Origin of the sequence: Amycolatopsis thailandensis, from assembly GCF_042723255.1 — a bacterium.
GTDB lineage: Bacteria > Actinomycetota > Actinomycetes > Mycobacteriales > Pseudonocardiaceae > Amycolatopsis > Amycolatopsis thailandensis.
Window position 1 is genome coordinate 13,459 of sequence record NZ_JBHXJK010000060.1, and the last position, 16,623, is coordinate 30,081.

General features: G+C 70.3%; 14 protein-coding genes. 1 reads left to right on the forward strand and 13 read right to left on the reverse strand.

Translation table 11 applies throughout. The features are described 5' to 3' along the window. Positions 1-68 precede the first annotated feature (68 nt). Positions 69-1,457 (forward strand): hypothetical protein, encoded by a 1,389-nt coding sequence (locus tag ACFWMR_RS23615; RefSeq protein WP_378379924.1) that lies wholly within the window; start codon positions 69-71, stop codon positions 1,455-1,457. A gap of 72 nt (positions 1,458-1,529) precedes the next feature. On the opposite strand, the gene ACFWMR_RS23620 is transcribed toward ACFWMR_RS23615, so the two are convergent. The 13 genes from ACFWMR_RS23620 to pyrR all read right to left on the reverse strand — a co-directional run bounded on the left by ACFWMR_RS23620 (position 1,530) and on the right by pyrR (position 16,382). Beyond that, a complete protein-coding gene (locus ACFWMR_RS23620) occupies positions 1,530-3,626 on the reverse strand; it encodes a primosomal protein N' (RefSeq protein WP_378379925.1) in 2,097 nt (698 codons plus the stop codon). A 293-nt stretch (positions 3,627-3,919) separates the two neighbouring features. Continuing rightward, positions 3,920-5,122, reverse strand: coding sequence for a methionine adenosyltransferase (gene metK, locus ACFWMR_RS23625; protein ID WP_364215911.1), 1,203 nt, complete (start codon positions 5,120-5,122; stop codon positions 3,920-3,922). Positions 5,123-5,218: 96 nt separating this feature from the next. After that, positions 5,219-6,439: a bifunctional phosphopantothenoylcysteine decarboxylase/phosphopantothenate--cysteine ligase CoaBC gene (coaBC, locus tag ACFWMR_RS23630; protein WP_378379926.1), complete on the reverse strand. Its 1,221-nt coding sequence runs from the start codon at positions 6,437-6,439 to the stop codon at positions 5,219-5,221. Further along, a complete protein-coding gene (rpoZ, locus tag ACFWMR_RS23635; protein ID WP_005152353.1) occupies positions 6,432-6,701 on the reverse strand; it encodes a DNA-directed RNA polymerase subunit omega in 270 nt (89 codons plus the stop codon). The genes coaBC and rpoZ overlap by 8 nt, the downstream gene beginning before the upstream one ends. Beyond that, positions 6,698-7,354: a guanylate kinase gene (gene gmk / locus ACFWMR_RS23640; RefSeq protein ID WP_378379927.1), complete on the reverse strand. Its 657-nt coding sequence runs from the start codon at positions 7,352-7,354 to the stop codon at positions 6,698-6,700. Before gmk ends, rpoZ begins: the two co-directional genes overlap by 4 nt. Then, positions 7,351-7,668 carry an integration host factor, actinobacterial type gene (gene mihF, locus ACFWMR_RS23645; RefSeq protein WP_003096398.1) on the reverse strand — a complete coding sequence of 106 codons (318 nt, stop codon included), beginning with the start codon at positions 7,666-7,668 and terminating at the stop codon, positions 7,351-7,353. Before mihF ends, gmk begins: the two co-directional genes overlap by 4 nt. 107 nt (positions 7,669-7,775) lie before the next feature. Next, a complete protein-coding gene (gene pyrF, locus ACFWMR_RS23650) occupies positions 7,776-8,615 on the reverse strand; it encodes an orotidine-5'-phosphate decarboxylase (RefSeq protein ID WP_378379928.1) in 840 nt (279 codons plus the stop codon). Then, on the reverse strand, positions 8,612-11,926 hold the full coding sequence (gene carB / locus ACFWMR_RS23655; protein WP_093933926.1) for a carbamoyl-phosphate synthase large subunit: 3,315 nt from the start codon (positions 11,924-11,926) through the stop codon (positions 8,612-8,614). Before carB ends, pyrF begins: the two co-directional genes overlap by 4 nt. Further along, positions 11,926-13,062 carry a glutamine-hydrolyzing carbamoyl-phosphate synthase small subunit gene (gene carA / locus ACFWMR_RS23660; protein WP_093933927.1) on the reverse strand — a complete coding sequence of 379 codons (1,137 nt, stop codon included), beginning with the start codon at positions 13,060-13,062 and terminating at the stop codon, positions 11,926-11,928. Before carA ends, carB begins: the two co-directional genes overlap by 1 nt. Then, complete coding sequence (locus tag ACFWMR_RS23665; RefSeq protein WP_093933928.1) at positions 13,062-13,571, reverse strand: PH-like domain-containing protein; 510 nt, start codon at positions 13,569-13,571, stop codon at positions 13,062-13,064. The genes carA and ACFWMR_RS23665 overlap by 1 nt, the downstream gene beginning before the upstream one ends. After that, complete coding sequence (locus ACFWMR_RS23670; RefSeq protein WP_093933929.1) at positions 13,568-14,860, reverse strand: dihydroorotase; 1,293 nt, start codon at positions 14,858-14,860, stop codon at positions 13,568-13,570. The genes ACFWMR_RS23665 and ACFWMR_RS23670 overlap by 4 nt, the downstream gene beginning before the upstream one ends. Further along, a complete protein-coding gene (locus ACFWMR_RS23675; RefSeq protein WP_093933930.1) occupies positions 14,857-15,789 on the reverse strand; it encodes an aspartate carbamoyltransferase catalytic subunit in 933 nt (310 codons plus the stop codon). The genes ACFWMR_RS23670 and ACFWMR_RS23675 overlap by 4 nt, the downstream gene beginning before the upstream one ends. Continuing rightward, entirely contained in the window at positions 15,786-16,382 is a 597-nt protein-coding gene (gene pyrR, locus ACFWMR_RS23680; protein ID WP_093933931.1) for a bifunctional pyr operon transcriptional regulator/uracil phosphoribosyltransferase PyrR, read from the reverse strand. Before pyrR ends, ACFWMR_RS23675 begins: the two co-directional genes overlap by 4 nt. Positions 16,383-16,623: the final 241 nt, after the last annotated feature.

Consider the following 16,623-nt stretch of genomic DNA (forward strand, 5'->3'; position numbering starts at 1 on the left):
GGACAAGACCCGTCCAGACCTGCGATCGTCGGTAGTGCGGCCGTGCCCGCGTGAGCAGAATGCGGTCCATGAAGACTCCCGGCAGGCGGTGGGGCGCGCTCCTCCCGCTGCTCATCGCTCTCCCCGTCCTCGCGGTCCCCGGCGTCGCCCAGGCCGAAGGCGCGCGTGCCTGCTTCGACGACTCCGCGGCGATCACCGTCGAAGAGAAGCGGCTCACCGCGACCATGCCTTCCGGCGGCCCGGCGGTCGGCCCGGAACTGGTCCGGCTCGCCGGTTTCGACAAGCTCGTCGCCGAGTTCACCACGCGCCTCTGCTCGACGAAGACCGCTTTGCGCGCCGAGAAACTCGCCGAGACGGCCGGTGACGGGCTTTGGCGGACCGCGGTCGACCGCGCGCAGGGCCGCCGTCCCGATCTCGGCAGCATCGACAAGGCCGACGACCGGCCGCTCTACTGGGCGCGCCTCCGGATGAGCAAGGCGCTGCGCCAGTGGACGCCGCGTTTCCCGCTGTCCGCGCCCGCCCGCGCCGGCCTGCTGAAGACGTTCGACGTCGGCGCCCGCGGGCTCGACGACTCCCGCTTCCCTGCCGGCCCGAAGCTGCGCCGGGTGCTGGTGAGCGGGTTCGACCCGTTCACCCTCAACGGCGCGGGTGTCCGCATCGGGAACCCGTCCGGCGCGGCCGCGCTGCATCTGGACGGCAAGGTCGTCCAGACCCCGACCGGGCCCGCGCAGGTGCAGGCCGTGTCGTTCCCGGTGGTGTGGAGCTACTTCGACGCGGGCATCGTCGAGGCGGCCTATGGTCAGGCGTTCAAGGACCGTCTCCGCCGTCCGGAGCTGATCATGACGATCAGCCAGGGCCGTCCCGGGCGGTTCGACATCGAACGGTGGGCCGGTGCCTGGCGCGGCGGTTCGCCGGACAACCTCGACGAGGCGGTTCGCGGCCAGGTCCCGCCCGCCGCCGGGTGGCCGCAGCCGGACGTCCAGTTCATCGAAACCACGCTGCCGTACGAAAAGATGCTCGCCGCGCCCGCCGGGGCGTACGACGTGCAGTACAACCAGGCGTTCTGTGTCTGGCCGGACAGCTCGAAACCGGGGACGGGGACCGCGGTGTGCCGGACGGACGCGCCGAAGCCCGGTGAGATCGCCGCTTCCGGCGGCGGCGGCAACTACCTGAGCAATGAGTCCATGTACCGAAGCAACCGGCTGCGGACCGGGCTCGGGCTGACCGGGATCGCGGGCGGGCACCTGCACACGCCCGTCCTCGGCACGCCCGCCGATCCTTCGGCCCTGACCGACGCCGATTTCGAGGCACGGCGGGCGGCGATCTCGTCGCAGATCGTCACGCTGCTGACCGCCGCTCTGGGCGGCTCCGCACCCAAGGCCGCTACGCCCGCTCCGGGCACTTCGGATGCTTCAGCCCGCGCCGACGTCCTCGCCACCCTCGGCACCACCCTCTGACCCACGCAATTAGTCCTCTGGATGCGGTAGTTCGACGCTGAACTACCGCATCCAGAGGACGAAACGCGAGTCCTAGATGAGCTCCAAGGGGTCCAGCTGGATCCGGATGGGTTCGGACGCCTTGCGCGCGTCCCGGCGGCCGGCGGCGGCGTGGACCTCGGCGGCGAGCGCCTTCCCGTCCGGGCGCGCGACCCGCACCAGGGCCCGTTCCCGTTCGGCGTTGCCGTCCTCGTCGACCTCGCCGAGCGGCACCGGGCCCAGCACCTCGCCGGTCTCCGGCAGCTGGAGGTCGTCGAGCAGCCCCGCGACCGCGTCCGGGGTGCCTTCGATACTCGCCATCCGCATCGCGGGCGGGAAGCCGAGTTCGCGCCGCTCCGCCAGTTCCAGGCTCGCGTGCCAGCCCGGATCCCACCGGACCAGCGCCTGCACCACCGAGAGACCCGCTTCCGCGCCGACGAACACGCGACCGCCTTCGGTCCCCGGCCGTACCAAGGCCGCCGCCGCCATCCACCGGCGCAGGGTCTCCTCCCCCGCCCTCAGGTCCTGCCGCCCCAGCAGCGCCCAGCCGTCCAGCAGCAGCGCCGCGCCGTAACCGCCTTCCGCGACCGGCTCGGCTCCCGGCGTGCACACCACCAGCGCCGGTTTTCCGGGCACCGAAGCCAAAACCTCCGTCGCGCCCGAGGTCCGCACCGGGAATCCGGTGAACGCGCGCCCCAGTTCCTCCGCGGTCCGTTTGGAGCCGACGACGACCGCCCGCAACCGGACGGAACCGCAAGCGGCGCAATGGAAGTTCGTCTCGGGGACCCCGCACCACCGGCACGCTGGCGGCCTCGGCGCGCCGTCGATCAACCCACCGGGCAGGGAAAGCGGACCCGCGCAGCGACGGCAGTGCGCCGACGTCCGGCAGTTGCCGCAAGCGAGTCCCGGGACGTAGCCGCGGCGCGGAACCTGCACCAGGACGGGAAATCCGCCCGCCAGCGACTGCCGCGCCGCCTCGAAGGCGACCGACGGGAGCCGTGCCGCTTTCGCCGCTTCGTCCCGGGCGACGTCGAAGTCCTCGCCGACCGGTGTGACCCGCGGCGCGGCGGCCCGCAGTTCGGGGCGGGCCGCCACGAGAGGCTGCGCCCAGCCCGATTCCACCAGGAACTGCGCCTCGGCCGTCCGCGCGAAACCGGCGACGAGCATGGATCCCTTCGCGGCGTGCGCGCGGTCCATCAGCACGTCGCGGACGTGCGGATAAGGGGCGTGCTGGTCGAGGTGGACGTCGTCGCCGTCGTCCCACACCACGAACAGGCCGGGATCGGCGACCGGCGCGAACATCGCCGCGCGCGTGCCGACGACGACGCGCACCGCGCCGCGCAGCACCGCGAGCCAGCGGCGGTACCGCTCGGCGGGGCCCAGTCCGGCGATCAGCGCGACCACGGAATCGGCGCCCAGCAAGGAAACGCACGCGTCGTGCAGCCGCGTCAGGTCACGATGGTCGGGGACGACCATGACGACACCGCGCCCGGCGGCGGCCGCGACGGCGGCGGCTTCGGCCAGGCGACGCGGCCAGTCCTCCCCCGGCAACGCCTGCCAGACGGCGTTGGCCGGACGCCGTTCCGCGACGGCCTCCAGGAACGCCGGACCGCTCTGGTACTTGTCCCAAAGCGTGGTCTCGGGCGCCTCCGGTGTCGGCGCGGGCTCGGCGGGTGGCTCGCCCTCGGCCTTCGCGTGCCGGGACGGGATCGCGAGCCGCAGGACGTCGCTGAGCGTGCCGCCGTACCGGTCCGCGACGGACCGGCAGAGCGCGTGCAGCGCGGGAGGCAGGACGGGCTCGCTGGAGGTCACCCTGTCGATGTACGCGAGCTTCCCGGTGAATTCCGTGGTGTCGGCGCGTTCGACGAGGTACCCGTCGACGAGCTGCCCCGCGAACCGGACCCGCACCCGGCAGCCGGGCACGGCGGTCTCGTGCAGCTTCTCGGGGATCCGGTAGTCGAAGGTGCGGTCGAGATGCGTGAGCGGGATGTCCACGACGATCCGCGCGACCGGGTTCTCGGGCGCGGGGTTCTGCGCGCCGCGACGGCTGGCGCTCTTCGCGCGCGACGGCTTGGCCTTCCGCGCGGGCTCGGCCTTCGGCGGAGGCTCCGGAAGGTCCCACAGCGGGGTCGGTTCGGGACTGCTGCTCACCCGGTGATCTCTACCAGACTCCGTCGCCGCTGGCCGTACCGCGTGGCCCAGGGTGGTCGAACACGGAACTCGCGTGCTCGGAGACGGATCTCGCGTGCGTGGAGACGGAACTCGCGTGCTTGGAGGCCGCACACTCGAGTTCCGCCTCCAAGCACGCGAGTTACGCCTCCAAGCACGTGAGTGCGGTCCCTGATCACGCGAGTCACGGCACGCACCACGTCAGACCCGGGACGTAGTGAAGGCCTCCTTCCCTACCCTCAAGGTAGGAAAGGAGGCCTTCACGGAGCGAGCGATCAGGCGCCCGCGGCCGACTTCAGGTCCGCCGCACGGGCAGTGCTCTCCCAAGGGAGACCCAGCTCGGGACGGCCGAAGTGGCCGTACGCGGCCGTCGGCGCGTAGATCGGGCGAAGCAGGTCGAGGTCGCGGATGATCGCGGCCGGACGCAGGTCGAAGACCTCCGTGATGGCGGCCTGGATCTTCGTCGGGTCGACCGTCTCGGTGCCGAAGGTCTCGACGAAGAGGCCCACCGGGGCCGCCTTGCCGATCGCGTACGCCACCTGGACCTCGGCGCGCGCGGCGAGCCCGGCGGCGATGACGTTCTTCGCCACCCAGCGCATCGCGTACGCGGCCGAGCGGTCCACCTTGGAGGGGTCCTTGCCCGAGAACGCGCCGCCACCGTGACGGGCCATGCCGCCGTAGGTGTCGACGATGATCTTGCGGCCGGTCAGGCCCGCGTCACCCATCGGTCCGCCGATGACGAACCGGCCGGTCGGGTTGACCAGCAGCCGCACGTTGGAGGTGTCGAGGCCGAGCTCGGCGATCTCCGGGGCGACCACGTGCTCGCGGACGTCGACACCGAGCATCTGCTCCAGGTCGATGCCGTCCGCGTGCTGGGTGGACACGACCACCGTGTCGAGCCGCACCGGCTGGTCACCGGCGTACTCGATGGTGACCTGGGTCTTGCCGTCCGGGCGCAGGTACGGCAGCACACCGTCCTTGCGGACCCGGGTCAGCCGCTGCGAGAGCCGGTGCGCCAGCGCGATCGGCAGCGGCATCAGCTCGGGGGTGTCCGAGCAGGCGTAGCCGAACATGAGGCCCTGGTCGCCGGCGCCCTGGCGGTTGATCTCGTCCTCGTCGGACTCGACGCGGGACTCGTACGCGGTGTCGACACCCTGCGCGATGTCCGGCGACTGCGAGCCGATCGCGACGTTGACGCCGCACGAGTTGCCGTCGAAGCCCTTGGCCGACGAGTCGTAGCCGATCTTCAGGATCACGTCGCGGACGATGGTCGGGATGTCCGCGTAGGCCTCGGTGGTCACCTCACCGGCGACGTGCACCTGCCCGGTGGTGATGAGGGTTTCGACCGCCACCCGGCTGCGCGGGTCCTTGGCCAGCAGGCCGTCCAGGATCGAGTCGCTGATGGCGTCGCAAATTTTGTCAGGATGACCCTCAGTCACCGATTCCGATGTGAACAGTCTGCTCGTGGACGCGGTCACGGTGGCCGTCACTCCCTCACCTAGACGTCTGATGCCCAGTAAGTTAGGCACCCCTCAGCTTGTGCTCAAGCCTACTGACTATCGCTGTGGGGACTCTCAACGCTTCATCAAGGTCACAACAGCGTCCCACAATGTGGACGCCAGTTCGGCCTTGGCACCCAGTGGAATCGGGATCTCGGTCCCGTCCGCTCCGAGCAGCCAGCCCGAGTTGTCCTCGGTCCCGAACGCTTTCCCTTCGCCGACGGCGTTCACCACCAGCAGGTCCGCGCCCTTGCGCTTCAGTTTGACCCGGGCGTGATCGAGCACGCCACCCTTGTCGTCCCCGGTTTCGGCGGCGAATCCCACGATCAGCTGGCCGTTCGTCCGGTTCCGCACCAGTTCGGCCAGGATGTCCGCGTTCCGCGCGAGCTCGACCACGGGATCCGGCGTGTCGTCGGACTTCTTGATCTTGTGATCGGCCCGGTTCGACGGCCGGAAGTCGGCGACGGCGGCGGCCATCACCAGGATGTCGGCGGAGGCGGCCTCGGCGTGCATCGCCTGGCGCATCTCCTCGGCTGTCGACACGTGGACGACCTTCGCGCCCGCGGGCTCCGGCAGCGCGACGGTGTGCGCGGCGACCAGGGTGACCTCCGCGCCGCGCTGGGCGGCGACCCGGGCCAGCGCGTAGCCCTGCTTGCCCGACGAGCGGTTGCCCAGATAGCGGACAGGGTCCAGCGGTTCGCGGGTACCGCCCGCCGAGATAGCCACGCGCACGCCTTCGAGGTCGCGCGGGAGGGCGTTCGGCACGGCGAGCAGGAGCCGGGCGAGGTCGACGATCTCGGCCGGGTCGGCGAGCCGTCCCTTGCCGGTGTCCTTGCCGGTGAGCCTGCCGGCGGCGGGTTCGGCGACGACCAGTCCGCGCGAGCGCAGCAGCGCCACGTTGTCGCGGGTGGCCGGGTGCTCCCACATCTCGGTGTGCATCGCCGGGAAGAAGGCGACCGGGCACCGGGCGGTGAGCAGGGTGTTCGTCAGCAGGTCGTCCGCGATACCGTGCGCGGCCTTGGCGAGGAGGTTCGCCGTGGCGGGCACGACGATCACCAGGTCGGCTTCCTTGCCGACGCGGACGTGCTGGACCTCGGGCACTTCGGTGAACACGCCGGTGTGGACCGGGTTCCCGGACAGTGCCTCGAAGGTGGCCGCGCCGACGAAGTTCAGCGCGGCGTCGGTGGGGACCACGCGGACGTCGTGACCGGTCTCGGTCAGTCCGCGCAGGACCTCACAGGCCTTGTAGGCGGCGATCCCGCCACCTACGCCCAGGACAACGCGAGGTTTATTCACCCTCGGTGTGCTCGAGCAGACCGCCGTGGATCTCGCGCAGGGCGATGGACAGCGGCTTCTCGCGCGGGCCCGGCTCGACCAGCGGGCCGACGTACTCCAGCAGGCCCTCGCCCAGCTGGGCGTAGTAGTCGTTGATCTGGCGAGCGCGCTTGGCCGAGTAGATCACCAGCGCGTACTTCGAGCTGACCTTCTCGAGGAGGTCGTCGATGGGCGGGTTGGTGATGCCTTCGAGCTCTTCGTGCAGCGTGGCCTGAGTCGTCACTCGTGGTGCTCCGAATCTTCGGTCTGATGATCGCCGGTTATCAAGTTTAGCAACTGCTCGGCGGCCTCTCGCACGTCGGCGTTGACGACGCGCTCGTCGAACTCCCCGGCGGCGGCGAGTTCGCGCTCGGCCTCGGCCAGCCTGGCCTTCACCGCGGCTTCGTTCTCGGTGCCGCGGCCGGTCAGCCTGCCGACCAGTTCGTCCCACGACGGCGGCATCAGCATCACCAGCCGCGCCTCCGGCATCGCCTTGCGGACCTGCCGCGCGCCCTGGAGTTCGATCTCCAGGATCGCGTTGCGCCCGGCCGCCAAAGCCCGGTCCACGGGCTCGCGCGGGGTGCCGTAGCAGTTGCCGGTGAACTCGGCGTGTTCGAGCAGTTCGCCGTCGGTGACCATGCGGTCGAACTCGGCGCGGTCGACGAAGTGGTAGTGCTCGCCGTCCACCTCACCCGGCCTCGGCTTCCTGGTGGTCACCGAGACGCTGAAATAGATCTCCGGATCCAGCTTGCGCAGCTCCTTCGCCACGCTCGACTTCCCGACCCCCGAAGGCCCTGAGACGACCGTGAGCCGGTGCCGGGATTCGACTCCCGCCACCGGCTCACCGCCGCGGTCAGCGCCCGGGTTCACCGGGTGGTCCTGACCGATGCCGCTCACTCGCCGCTGAATTCGGCCAGCAGCGCCTTGCGCTGCCGGTCGCCGAGGCCGCGAAGACGACGGCTGGGTGCGATCTCCAGTCGTTCCATGGTCTGCTGGGCGCGGACCTTGCCGACACCCGGAAGAGCCTCGAGCAGAGCCGAGACCTTCATCTTGCCGAGGACTTCGTTCTCCTCGGCCTGCTTCAACACGTCGACCAGAGTGGTACCGCCCCGCTTCAGCCGCTCCTTCAGCTCAGCACGGATGCGGCGGGCGGCGGCGGCCTTCTCCAGCGCCGCAGCGCGCTGTTCCTCTGTCAGCTGGGGAAGTGCCACGTTTTCCTCCGGTAGTTCTCAAATCTGGGTGGGTGTGGCGACGGTACCCACCCGTTACCTCGGCCCACAATGCGGGGGTGGCTGGTCATGACGGATTCCCGGGCCTGCTATTGGCCTTTTTCCAGGGGTCCGAGGGAATCCCGTGTCCGCCGAACGGCCGCACGGAGGGATTCGGGGTCCGGTCCGTGCTTGAGGACGTCGCGGGACGACGCGGGGAGCACACCCGGCAGCCCCGGCCCGAAAAGGGCCCGCAAATCGGCCGGAGTGGCCCCCTGGGCCCCGAAACCGGGCGCCAGGACGGGACCGTTCAGCTTGCTCAGATCGAGCTCTCCCGGCTTGATGGTGGCGCCGACGACGACACCGATGTCACCCAGCGGACCGACGCCGGCGTTATGCGCGCCCGCCGTGTCGACGATGTCCTGCGCGACAGTCTTTCCGTTGGGCAGCAAGGCGTTCTGCAATCCCTGCGCCTCCGGGTTGGAGGTGCGCGCGAGGACGAACAGCCCCTTGCCTTGCGCCTGCGCAACCTCGACGGCGAAGTCCAGCGAACCGAACCCGAGGTATGGGGACACCGTTATGGCGTCGGCCTCGAGTTCCGCGCCGGACGGCAGGAAAGCCGCCGTGTACGCCGCCATCGTGGAGCCGATGTCGCCGCGTTTGACGTCCAGCAGGACGAGCGCGCCCGCTTCCCGGCACACCTTCATCGTCTTGGCCAGAACGGCGACCCCAGGAGGCCCGTAGGCCTCGAAAAAGGCCGACTGGGGCTTGACGACCGCGACCTCGGGCGCGATCGCCTCGGCGGCCGTGAGGGCGAACTTCTCCAAGCCGCCCGCGTCCGCCGGGAGCCCCCACGCCTGGAGCAACCCGGGATGGGGGTCGATCCCGGCGCAGAGCGGCCCCTTTTCCGCGACCGCCCGCGCCAGCCTCGCCCCGAACCGCCCGCTCACGCCTTCGCCTTCAGCGCCGCCTGGAGGCTCTGCAGCGACCGCACGCCGATGTCGCCCTTGATGACGGCCTCTATCCCGTGCACGGCCGCCGCGGCGCCCTGCACCGTGGTGATGCAGGGGATGTCCCGCGACACCGCCGCGGTGCGGATCTCGTAGCCGTCGATCCGCGGACCGCTGTTGCCGTAGGGCGTGTTGATCACCATCTGCACTTCGCCGCTGAGGATGACATCCACGACGTTCTGTTCGCCTTCGGCGGAACCTTCGTAGTGCTTGCGCACGACAGTGCAGGCGACCCCGTTGCGCCGCAACACTTCCGCGGTACCCGAGGTGGCGAGGATCTCGAACCCGAGGTCCGCCAGGCGCTTCACCGGGAACACCAGCGAACGCTTGTCGCGGTTGGCGACGGAGACGAAGACCTTGCCCGAAGTCGGCAGCGAACCGTAGGCCCCCGCCTGCGACTTGGCGAACGCCTTGCCGAAGGAGACGTCGACACCCATGACCTCGCCGGTGGACTTCATCTCCGGGCCGAGCAGCGAGTCGACGCCGTGGCCCTCCGGCGTGCGGAAGCGGTGGAACGGCAGGACGGCTTCCTTGACCGCGACCGGCGAATCGGCGGGCAGGTGGCCCCCGTCGCCCTCGGCCGGGAGGACGCCGGACTCGCGCAGGTCCTTGATCGACGAGCCGGTCATGATCAGCGCCGCGGCCTTGGCCAGCGGCACCGCGGTCGCCTTCGACACGAACGGCACGGTCCGCGACGCGCGTGGGTTGGCTTCCAGGACGTACAGGACGTCGTCCTTGAGCGCGTACTGGACGTTCAGGAGCCCGCGGACGCCGACGCCACGCGCGATGGCCTCGGTCGAGCGGCGCACCGTCTCGATGTCGGTCCGGCCCAGCGTGATCGGCGGCAGCGCGCACGAGGAGTCGCCGGAGTGGATCCCGGCCTCCTCGATGTGCTCCATGACGCCGCCGAGGAACAGCTCGTCGCCGTCGAACAGCGCGTCGACGTCGATCTCGATGGCGTCGTCGAGGAAGCGGTCCACCAGCACCGGGTGCTCGGGGGTGACCTCGGTGGCGCGGTGGATGTAGCCGGCGAGCGACTCCTCGTCGTACACGATCTCCATGCCACGCCCGCCCAGCACGTAGGACGGCCGCACGAGGACCGGGTAGCCGATCTTGTCGGCGATCCGCTTCGCACCCTCGAACGAGGTCGCCGTGCCGTACTTCGGCGCGGGCAGCCCGGCGTCGGTGAGGACCTCGCCGAACGCGCCGCGGTCCTCGGCCAGGTGGATCGCGTCCGGGGAGGTGCCGATCACCGGGACACCGGCGTCGGCCAGGCGCTTCGCGAGCGAGAGCGGCGTCTGGCCGCCCAGCTGCACGATGACCCCGGCGACGGTGCCCGACTCCTGCTCGGCGTTGACGACCTCCAGCACGTCCTCGAACGACAGCGGCTCGAAGTAGAGCCTGTCCGAGGTGTCGTAGTCGGTGGAGACGGTCTCGGGGTTGCAGTTGACCATGACGGCCTCGAAACCGGCCTCGCGCAGGGCGATCGCGGCGTGCACGCACGAGTAGTCGAACTCGATGCCCTGCCCGATGCGGTTCGGCCCGGAGCCGAGGATCAGGACCTTCGGCTTCTCGGTCTGCGCGGTGATCTCCGACTGCGCGGCGGGATCGGTCTCGTAGGCCGAGTAGTGGTACGGCGTCTTGGCCGCGAATTCGGCCGCGCAGGTGTCGACGGTCTTGTACACCGGCCGCACCCCGAGACGGCGGCGCAGCGCGCGGACGCCGTCCTCCCCCGCCAGTTCCGGCCGCAGCGAGGCGATCTGACGGTCGGACAGACCGATCCGCTTGGCGCGCCGCAGCAGCGGCTCGTCCAGCACCTGGGCGTCGCGGACCTCGGCGCCGACCTCGCCGATGAGGGCGATCTGGTCGATGAACCACGGGTCGATGCCCGACGCCTCGTGGATCTGCTCCACGGTGCCGCCGAACCGCAGCGCCCGCTCGACCTCGTAGAGACGCCCGTCGTGCGGGGTGCGCAGTGCCTCCAGCACGGATTCCAGCGTCGCGCCTTCGGGATCGGGGCGGGTCCAGAAGCCGGTGGCCTTGGTGTCGATGGAGCGCAGCGCCTTGCCGAGGGCCTCGGGGAAGCTGCGGCCGAACGACATCGCCTCGCCGACGCTCTTCATCGTCGTGGTCAGCGTCGGGTCCGCGCCCGGGAACTTCTCGAAGGCGAACCGCGGCACCTTCACCACGACGTAATCCAGCGTCGGCTCGAAGGCCGCCGGGGTCTCGCCGGTGATGTCGTTGCGGATCTCGTCGAGGGTGTAGCCGATGGCGAGCTTCGCGGCGATCTTGGCGATCGGGAAACCGGTCGCCTTCGACGCCAGCGCGCTCGACCGCGAAACCCGCGGGTTCATCTCGATGACGACCATGCGGCCGTCTTCCGGGTTGATCGCGAACTGGATGTTGCAGCCGCCGGTGTCGACGCCGACCTCGCGCAACACCGCGATGCCGACGTCACGCATGTGCTGGTACTCGCGGTCGGTCAGGGTCATCGCGGGCGCGACGGTGACCGAGTCGCCGGTGTGCACGCCCATCGCGTCGATGTTCTCGATCGAGCAGACGACCACCACGTTGTCGTGCCGGTCGCGCATGAGCTCGAGTTCGAACTCCTTCCAGCCGAGGACGCTCTCCTCGATGAGCACCTCGGTGACCGGCGACTCGTCGAGACCGGTGGAGGCGAGCCGCTCCAGCTCCTCGTCGGTGTGCGCCATGCCCGAGCCGAGCCCGCCCATGGTGAACGACGGCCGGATGACGACCGGGAGGCCGACCTCGGCGACGGTCGCGCGGACCTCGTCCATGTCGTGGCAGACCCGCGAACGCGGCACCTCGGCGCCGATCGTGCGGACGATGTCCTTGAACTTCTGCCGGTCCTCACCGCGCTGGATGGCCTCGACGTCGGCGCCGATCAGCTCGACGCCGTACTTCTCCAGGACACCGCGGTCGTGCAGGGCGACGGCGCAGTTCAGCGCCGTCTGGCCGCCCAGCGTCGCGAGGATCGCGTCGGGGCGCTCCTCGGCGATGACCTTCTCGACGTATTCCGGCGTGACCGGCTCGATGTAGGTGGCGTCGGCGAACTCGGGGTCGGTCATGATGGTCGCCGGGTTCGAGTTCACCAGCGAGACACGCAGTCCCTCTTCGCGGAGTACGCGGCAGGCCTGGGTTCCGGAGTAGTCGAACTCCGCGGCCTGGCCGATCACGATCGGCCCGGAGCCGATGACCAGCACGTGCTGGATGTCTGTCCTCTTCGGCATTACTTGGCCTTCTTCTCCATCAAGCTGACGAACTCATCGAACAGGGGCGCCGCGTCGTGCGGGCCGGCGGCGGCCTCGGGGTGGTACTGCACCGAGAACGCGGGGACGTCGAACGCGCGGACACCTTCGACGGTGTCGTCGTTCGGGCAGTAGTGCGAGATCTGCGCGGCGCCGAACGGCGTCTCGAACCGCTGTCCCGGCTCGCCTTCGAGGGCGAAGCCGTGGTTCTGCGCGGTGATCGCGACGCGTTTGGTCGCCACGTCGATCACCGGGATGTTGATCCCGCGGTGGCCGTAGCGCATCTTGTAGGTGCCCAGTCCCAGCGCGCGGCCGAGGATCTGGTTGCCGAAGCAGATGCCGAACAGCGGGATCTCCCGCTGCAGCACCGATTTCGTCAGCTCCGTCGCGTGCGCGGTGGTCGCCGGGTCGCCGGGGCCGTTGGACAGGAAGACACCGTCCGCCTCGATCGCGAGCAGATCGTCCACAGTGGACGACGAGGGCAGCACGTGCACCTCGATGCCGCGCGCGGCCATCAGGCGCGGGGTGTTGGACTTGATGCCCAGGTCCAGCGCGGCGACACGGAAGCGCGTCTCCCCCTGCGCCTTGACGACGTAGGTCTCTTTGGTGCTGACCTCTCCGGCGAGGTCGGCGCCCTTCATCTGCGGGCTGGCCTTGACCTCGGCGAGCATCTCCTCGTCGGTGCCGAGCGCGTCGCCGGAGAAGACGCCGGACCGCATGGCGCCCTGCTCGCGCAGGTGCCTGGTCAGCGTGCGGGTGTCCACTTCGGAGATCCCGACTACGCCCTGGCGCTCCAGCTCCTCGTCCAGCGTGCGCTTGGCGCGCCAGTTGGACGGCGTGCGCGCGGGGTCGCGGACGACGTAACCGGAGACCCAGATGCGCGAGGACTCGTCGTCCTCGTCGTTCCAGCCGGTGTTGCCGATCTGCGGCGCGGTCTGGACCACGATCTGCCGGTGGTAGGAGGGGTCGGTCAGCGTCTCCTGGTAGCCGGTCATGCCGGTGCAGAACACCGCCTCGCCCAGGCTCCGGCCGCGGGCGCCATAGGCGGAGCCGCGGAACACGCGGCCGTCTTCGAGTACCAGCGCGGCGGGCGCACGGGTGCCGTTCACGGTGCTCATCAGGCACCTCCCTTGATGTCGTTGCGAGTGTCTTGCAAAGCTTCGATCCACTGTGGATAGTCGTCGACGTCGTCGCCGCGGAATCCGGTGTCCAGTTCGACGTCGCCCGCCAGCCAGGTGATGACCAGCAGCGCGTCGATGCCCATCACCTTCCCGGCCATCCCCTTGTCCTTGCGGACGCCGGTGACCGAGGCGCGCGGGATCCAGAAGTCCGGGGCGCCGCCGCGTTCGATGGCGACGCCGTCTTCGTGCAGGCGCCAGACCGCGCCGGTGCGCAGGCCGGCGCCGCGGGTGACCACGCGCTCCTGCCAGTGCCCCGCGGTCGTCGTGCTGATGTAGACGCCGGTCGATTCGAGCGACGCCTCACCCGGCTCGGCCGGGATCTCGGCGAACGGCGGCACCTGGACGCTCTGGGCGCGGGACTTGCGCCGCCAGCCACGCCACATCAGGAAGACGCAGAGGAGGAAGAAGGCGAAGACCGCCAGGGTCAGCAGGATCCGGTCGCTCATGCGGTGATCTTCCCTTCCCGCGCGGTGATCCGCCCGCGCAGCAACGTCGCCGTCACCACGCCGGGGAGCCGCATTCCTTCGTACGGGGTGTTGGCCGCGATGCTCGCGAACTCCGCGCCCCGCACGGTCCATTCGGTGTCCGGGTCGACCAGCGTCAGGTTCGCCGGTTCGCCGACCTCGATCGGACGGCCGTGGTCGGCCAGGTTGCCGATCTCGGCGGGCCGCTCGCTCATCACCCGCGCGACGCCGCGCCAGTCCAGCAGGCCGGTGCGGACCATGGTCTCGACCACGATCGACAGCGCGGTCTGGAGACCGAGCATGCCGGGCCGGGCCGAGTTCCACTCGCAGTCCTTGTCCTGGACCGCGTGCGGCGCGTGGTCGGTGGCGACACAGTCGATGACGCCCTCGGCCAGCGCGGCGCGGAGCTTCTCCGCGTCGGATCCGGTGCGCAGCGGCGGGTTGACCTTGTTGACCGGGTCGTAGGTCGCGAGCCGCTCGTCGGTCAGCAGCAGGTGGTGCGGCGTGACCTCGGCGGAGACCTGGGTGCCGCGGTCCTTGGCCCACTTCAGGATGTCGGCCGTGCCCGAGGTCGAGACGTGGCAGACGTGCAGCCGCGCGTTCGCGTGCTGGGCCAGCAGGCAGTCCCGGGCGACGATCGACTCCTCCGCCGAAGCGGGCCAGCCGGTGTAGCCCAGGCGCGCGGCCTGCTCGCCTTCGTGCGCCTGCGCGCCGACGGTCAGCCGCGGCTCTTCGGCGTGCTGGGCGATGACCACGCCGAGCGCCGTCGAGTACTCCAGCGCGCGGCGCATGAGCAGCGGGTCCGCGACGCAGAGTCCGTCGTCGGAGAACACCTTCACCTGGGCTTCGGACTTCGCCATGGTGCCCAGCTCGGCGAGCTTCTCGCCCTTGAGGCCCACGGTGACCGCGCCGACCGGGTGCACGTCGACCAGCCCGGCCTCCTGGCCGCGCCGCCACACGTGGTCGACGATCACCGCGTTGTCGGCCACCGGGTCGGTGTTGGCCATGGCGAACACCGCCGTGTAGCCACCGAGCGCGGCCGCGGCCGAACCGGTGGCGATGGTCTCGGTGTCCTCGCGGCCGGGTTCGCGCAGGTGGGTGTGCAGGTCGACGAAACCGGGGAGCAGCACCTGGCCGCCCGCGTCGATCACTTCGGCGTCTTCGGGCGTGTCCAAGGACCCGATGTCGGTGATGACCCCGTCCTCGACGAGCACGTCGACCGGATCGCCCTCGCCGTAGGGTCGGGCGCCCTTGATCAGGACGGTGTTCATGCGGCTGCCCCTTCGCTGGCGAGCAAGTGGTACAGGACCGCCATGCGCACGTGGACGCCGTTGCGGACCTGTTCGGTGATGGCCGAGGCCGGGGAGTCGGCGACCGCCGAGGCGATCTCCATCCCGCGCAGCATCGGGCCGGGGTGCAGGACGACGGCGTGCTCGGGCAGGAGCTTCATCCGCCGCTCGTTGAGGCCGTAGGCGATCGAGTACTCACGCGCGCTCGGGAAAAAGCCACCGTGCATGCGCTCGGCCTGGACCCGCAGCATCATGACCGCGTCGACCGCGGGCAGTTCGGCGTCGAGTTCGTGCGACACCGTGACCGGCAGGGTCTCGACCCCGGCAGGCAGCAGCGTCGGCGGCGCGACGAGCACCACTTCGGCGCCGAGCGAGGACAGCAGGTGGATGTTCGACCGCGCCACCCGGCTGTGCAGGACGTCGCCGACGATCGCGATCCGGCGACCTTCCAGCGAACCGAGCCGCTCCCGCAGCGTCGCGGCGTCGAGCAGCGCCTGCGTCGGATGCTCGTGCGTGCCGTCCCCCGCGTTGACGACCGCCGTCCCGGCTTCGGCGAGCCAGCCCGAAAGCCGCTGCGCCGCCCCGGAGGCGGGGTGCCGGATGATCACGCAGTCGGCGCCGGCCGCGGCCAGTGTCAGCGCGGTGTCCCGCAGCGATTCGCCCTTGTTGACCGAGGAACTGGACGCGGAGACGTTGATCACGTCGGCGCTCATCCACTTCCCCGCGATCTCGAACGAGACGCGGGTGCGGGTCGAGTTCTCGTAGAACAACGTGATGACGGTGCGGCCGCGCAACGTCGGCAGTTTGCGGACCTCGCGGCCCAGCAGGGTGTGCTTGAGCTCTTCGGCGGTGTCCAGCACGGCTGTCGCGAGCGCCGGGTCGAGCCCGTCGGTGGCGAGCAGGTGCTTCACGATCGATCTCCTTCTGGTTGCGTGCGCAGCAGAACCGAGTCCCGTCCGTCCACTTCGGACAGCAGAACCTCGATCCCCTCGGCACGCGAGGTGGGCACGTTCTTGCCCACGTAGTCGGCGCGGATCGGCAGTTCGCGGTGGCCGCGGTCGACCAGCACGGCCAGCTGGACCGCGCGCGGGCGGCCGTGGTCGCGCAGGGCGTCGAGGGCTGCGCGGATGGTGCGGCCGGAGAACAGCACGTCGTCGACCAGGATCACCACCGCGTCGTCGATACCGGTCGGCGGCAGCTGCGAATGTTCGAGCGCGCGGGGCGGGCGGCGGCGGAGATCATCACGGTAGAGCGTGATGTCCAGCGCGCCGGTCGGCGGACGGATGCCGGAGAACTCGGCGATCTTGTCCGCGAGCCGCAGGGCGAGCGGGGTACCCCGGGTGGGGATGCCCAGCAACACGGGCGGAGTCGAGCCACCGGCACCGAGAGCGGTCTTCTCGATGACCTGGTGGGCCATTCGGGCGATCGTGCGCGCGACATCCCCGGACGAGAGCAGCTCACGCTCTCCCGCCGGTTCCGCCGCGCCACGCGGGCGTGACGACAAGGCGGACCTCCTTCCCCGCCTCTCTGGACGGGTCCTTAAAGGACGTCGACTTCCTGCGTAGCGAGGAAATCGAGTCGACACTAGCAGGAGTCGGCCCTCATTCTTACGAGTGGCGCGCCCCAGGTGACGAAGGCCTCGCGAAAGCACCCGCTTGACCTGGTGACAACTATGCGTAACCATTACTCTGAGTATTCGACTCGAGGAGTCCCCTGGACCGGTCACCCCGACCGGTTGGGGGTGA

What these genes read in the sequence shown, in the direction of transcription:
- carB (WP_093933926.1), bottom strand. Translation starts at nt 11,926, where the DNA reads ATGCCGAAGAGGACAGACATCCAGCACGTGCTGGTCATCGGCTCCGGG.
- ACFWMR_RS23670 (WP_093933929.1), bottom strand. Translation starts at nt 14,860, where the DNA reads ATGAACACCGTCCTGATCAAGGGCGCCCGACCCTACGGCGAGGGCGAT.
- ACFWMR_RS23615 (WP_378379924.1), top strand. Translation starts at nt 69, where the DNA reads ATGAAGACTCCCGGCAGGCGGTGGGGCGCGCTCCTCCCGCTGCTCATC.
- carA (WP_093933927.1), bottom strand. Translation starts at nt 13,062, where the DNA reads ATGAGCACCGTGAACGGCACCCGTGCGCCCGCCGCGCTGGTACTCGAA.
- ACFWMR_RS23665 (WP_093933928.1), bottom strand. Translation starts at nt 13,571, where the DNA reads ATGAGCGACCGGATCCTGCTGACCCTGGCGGTCTTCGCCTTCTTCCTC.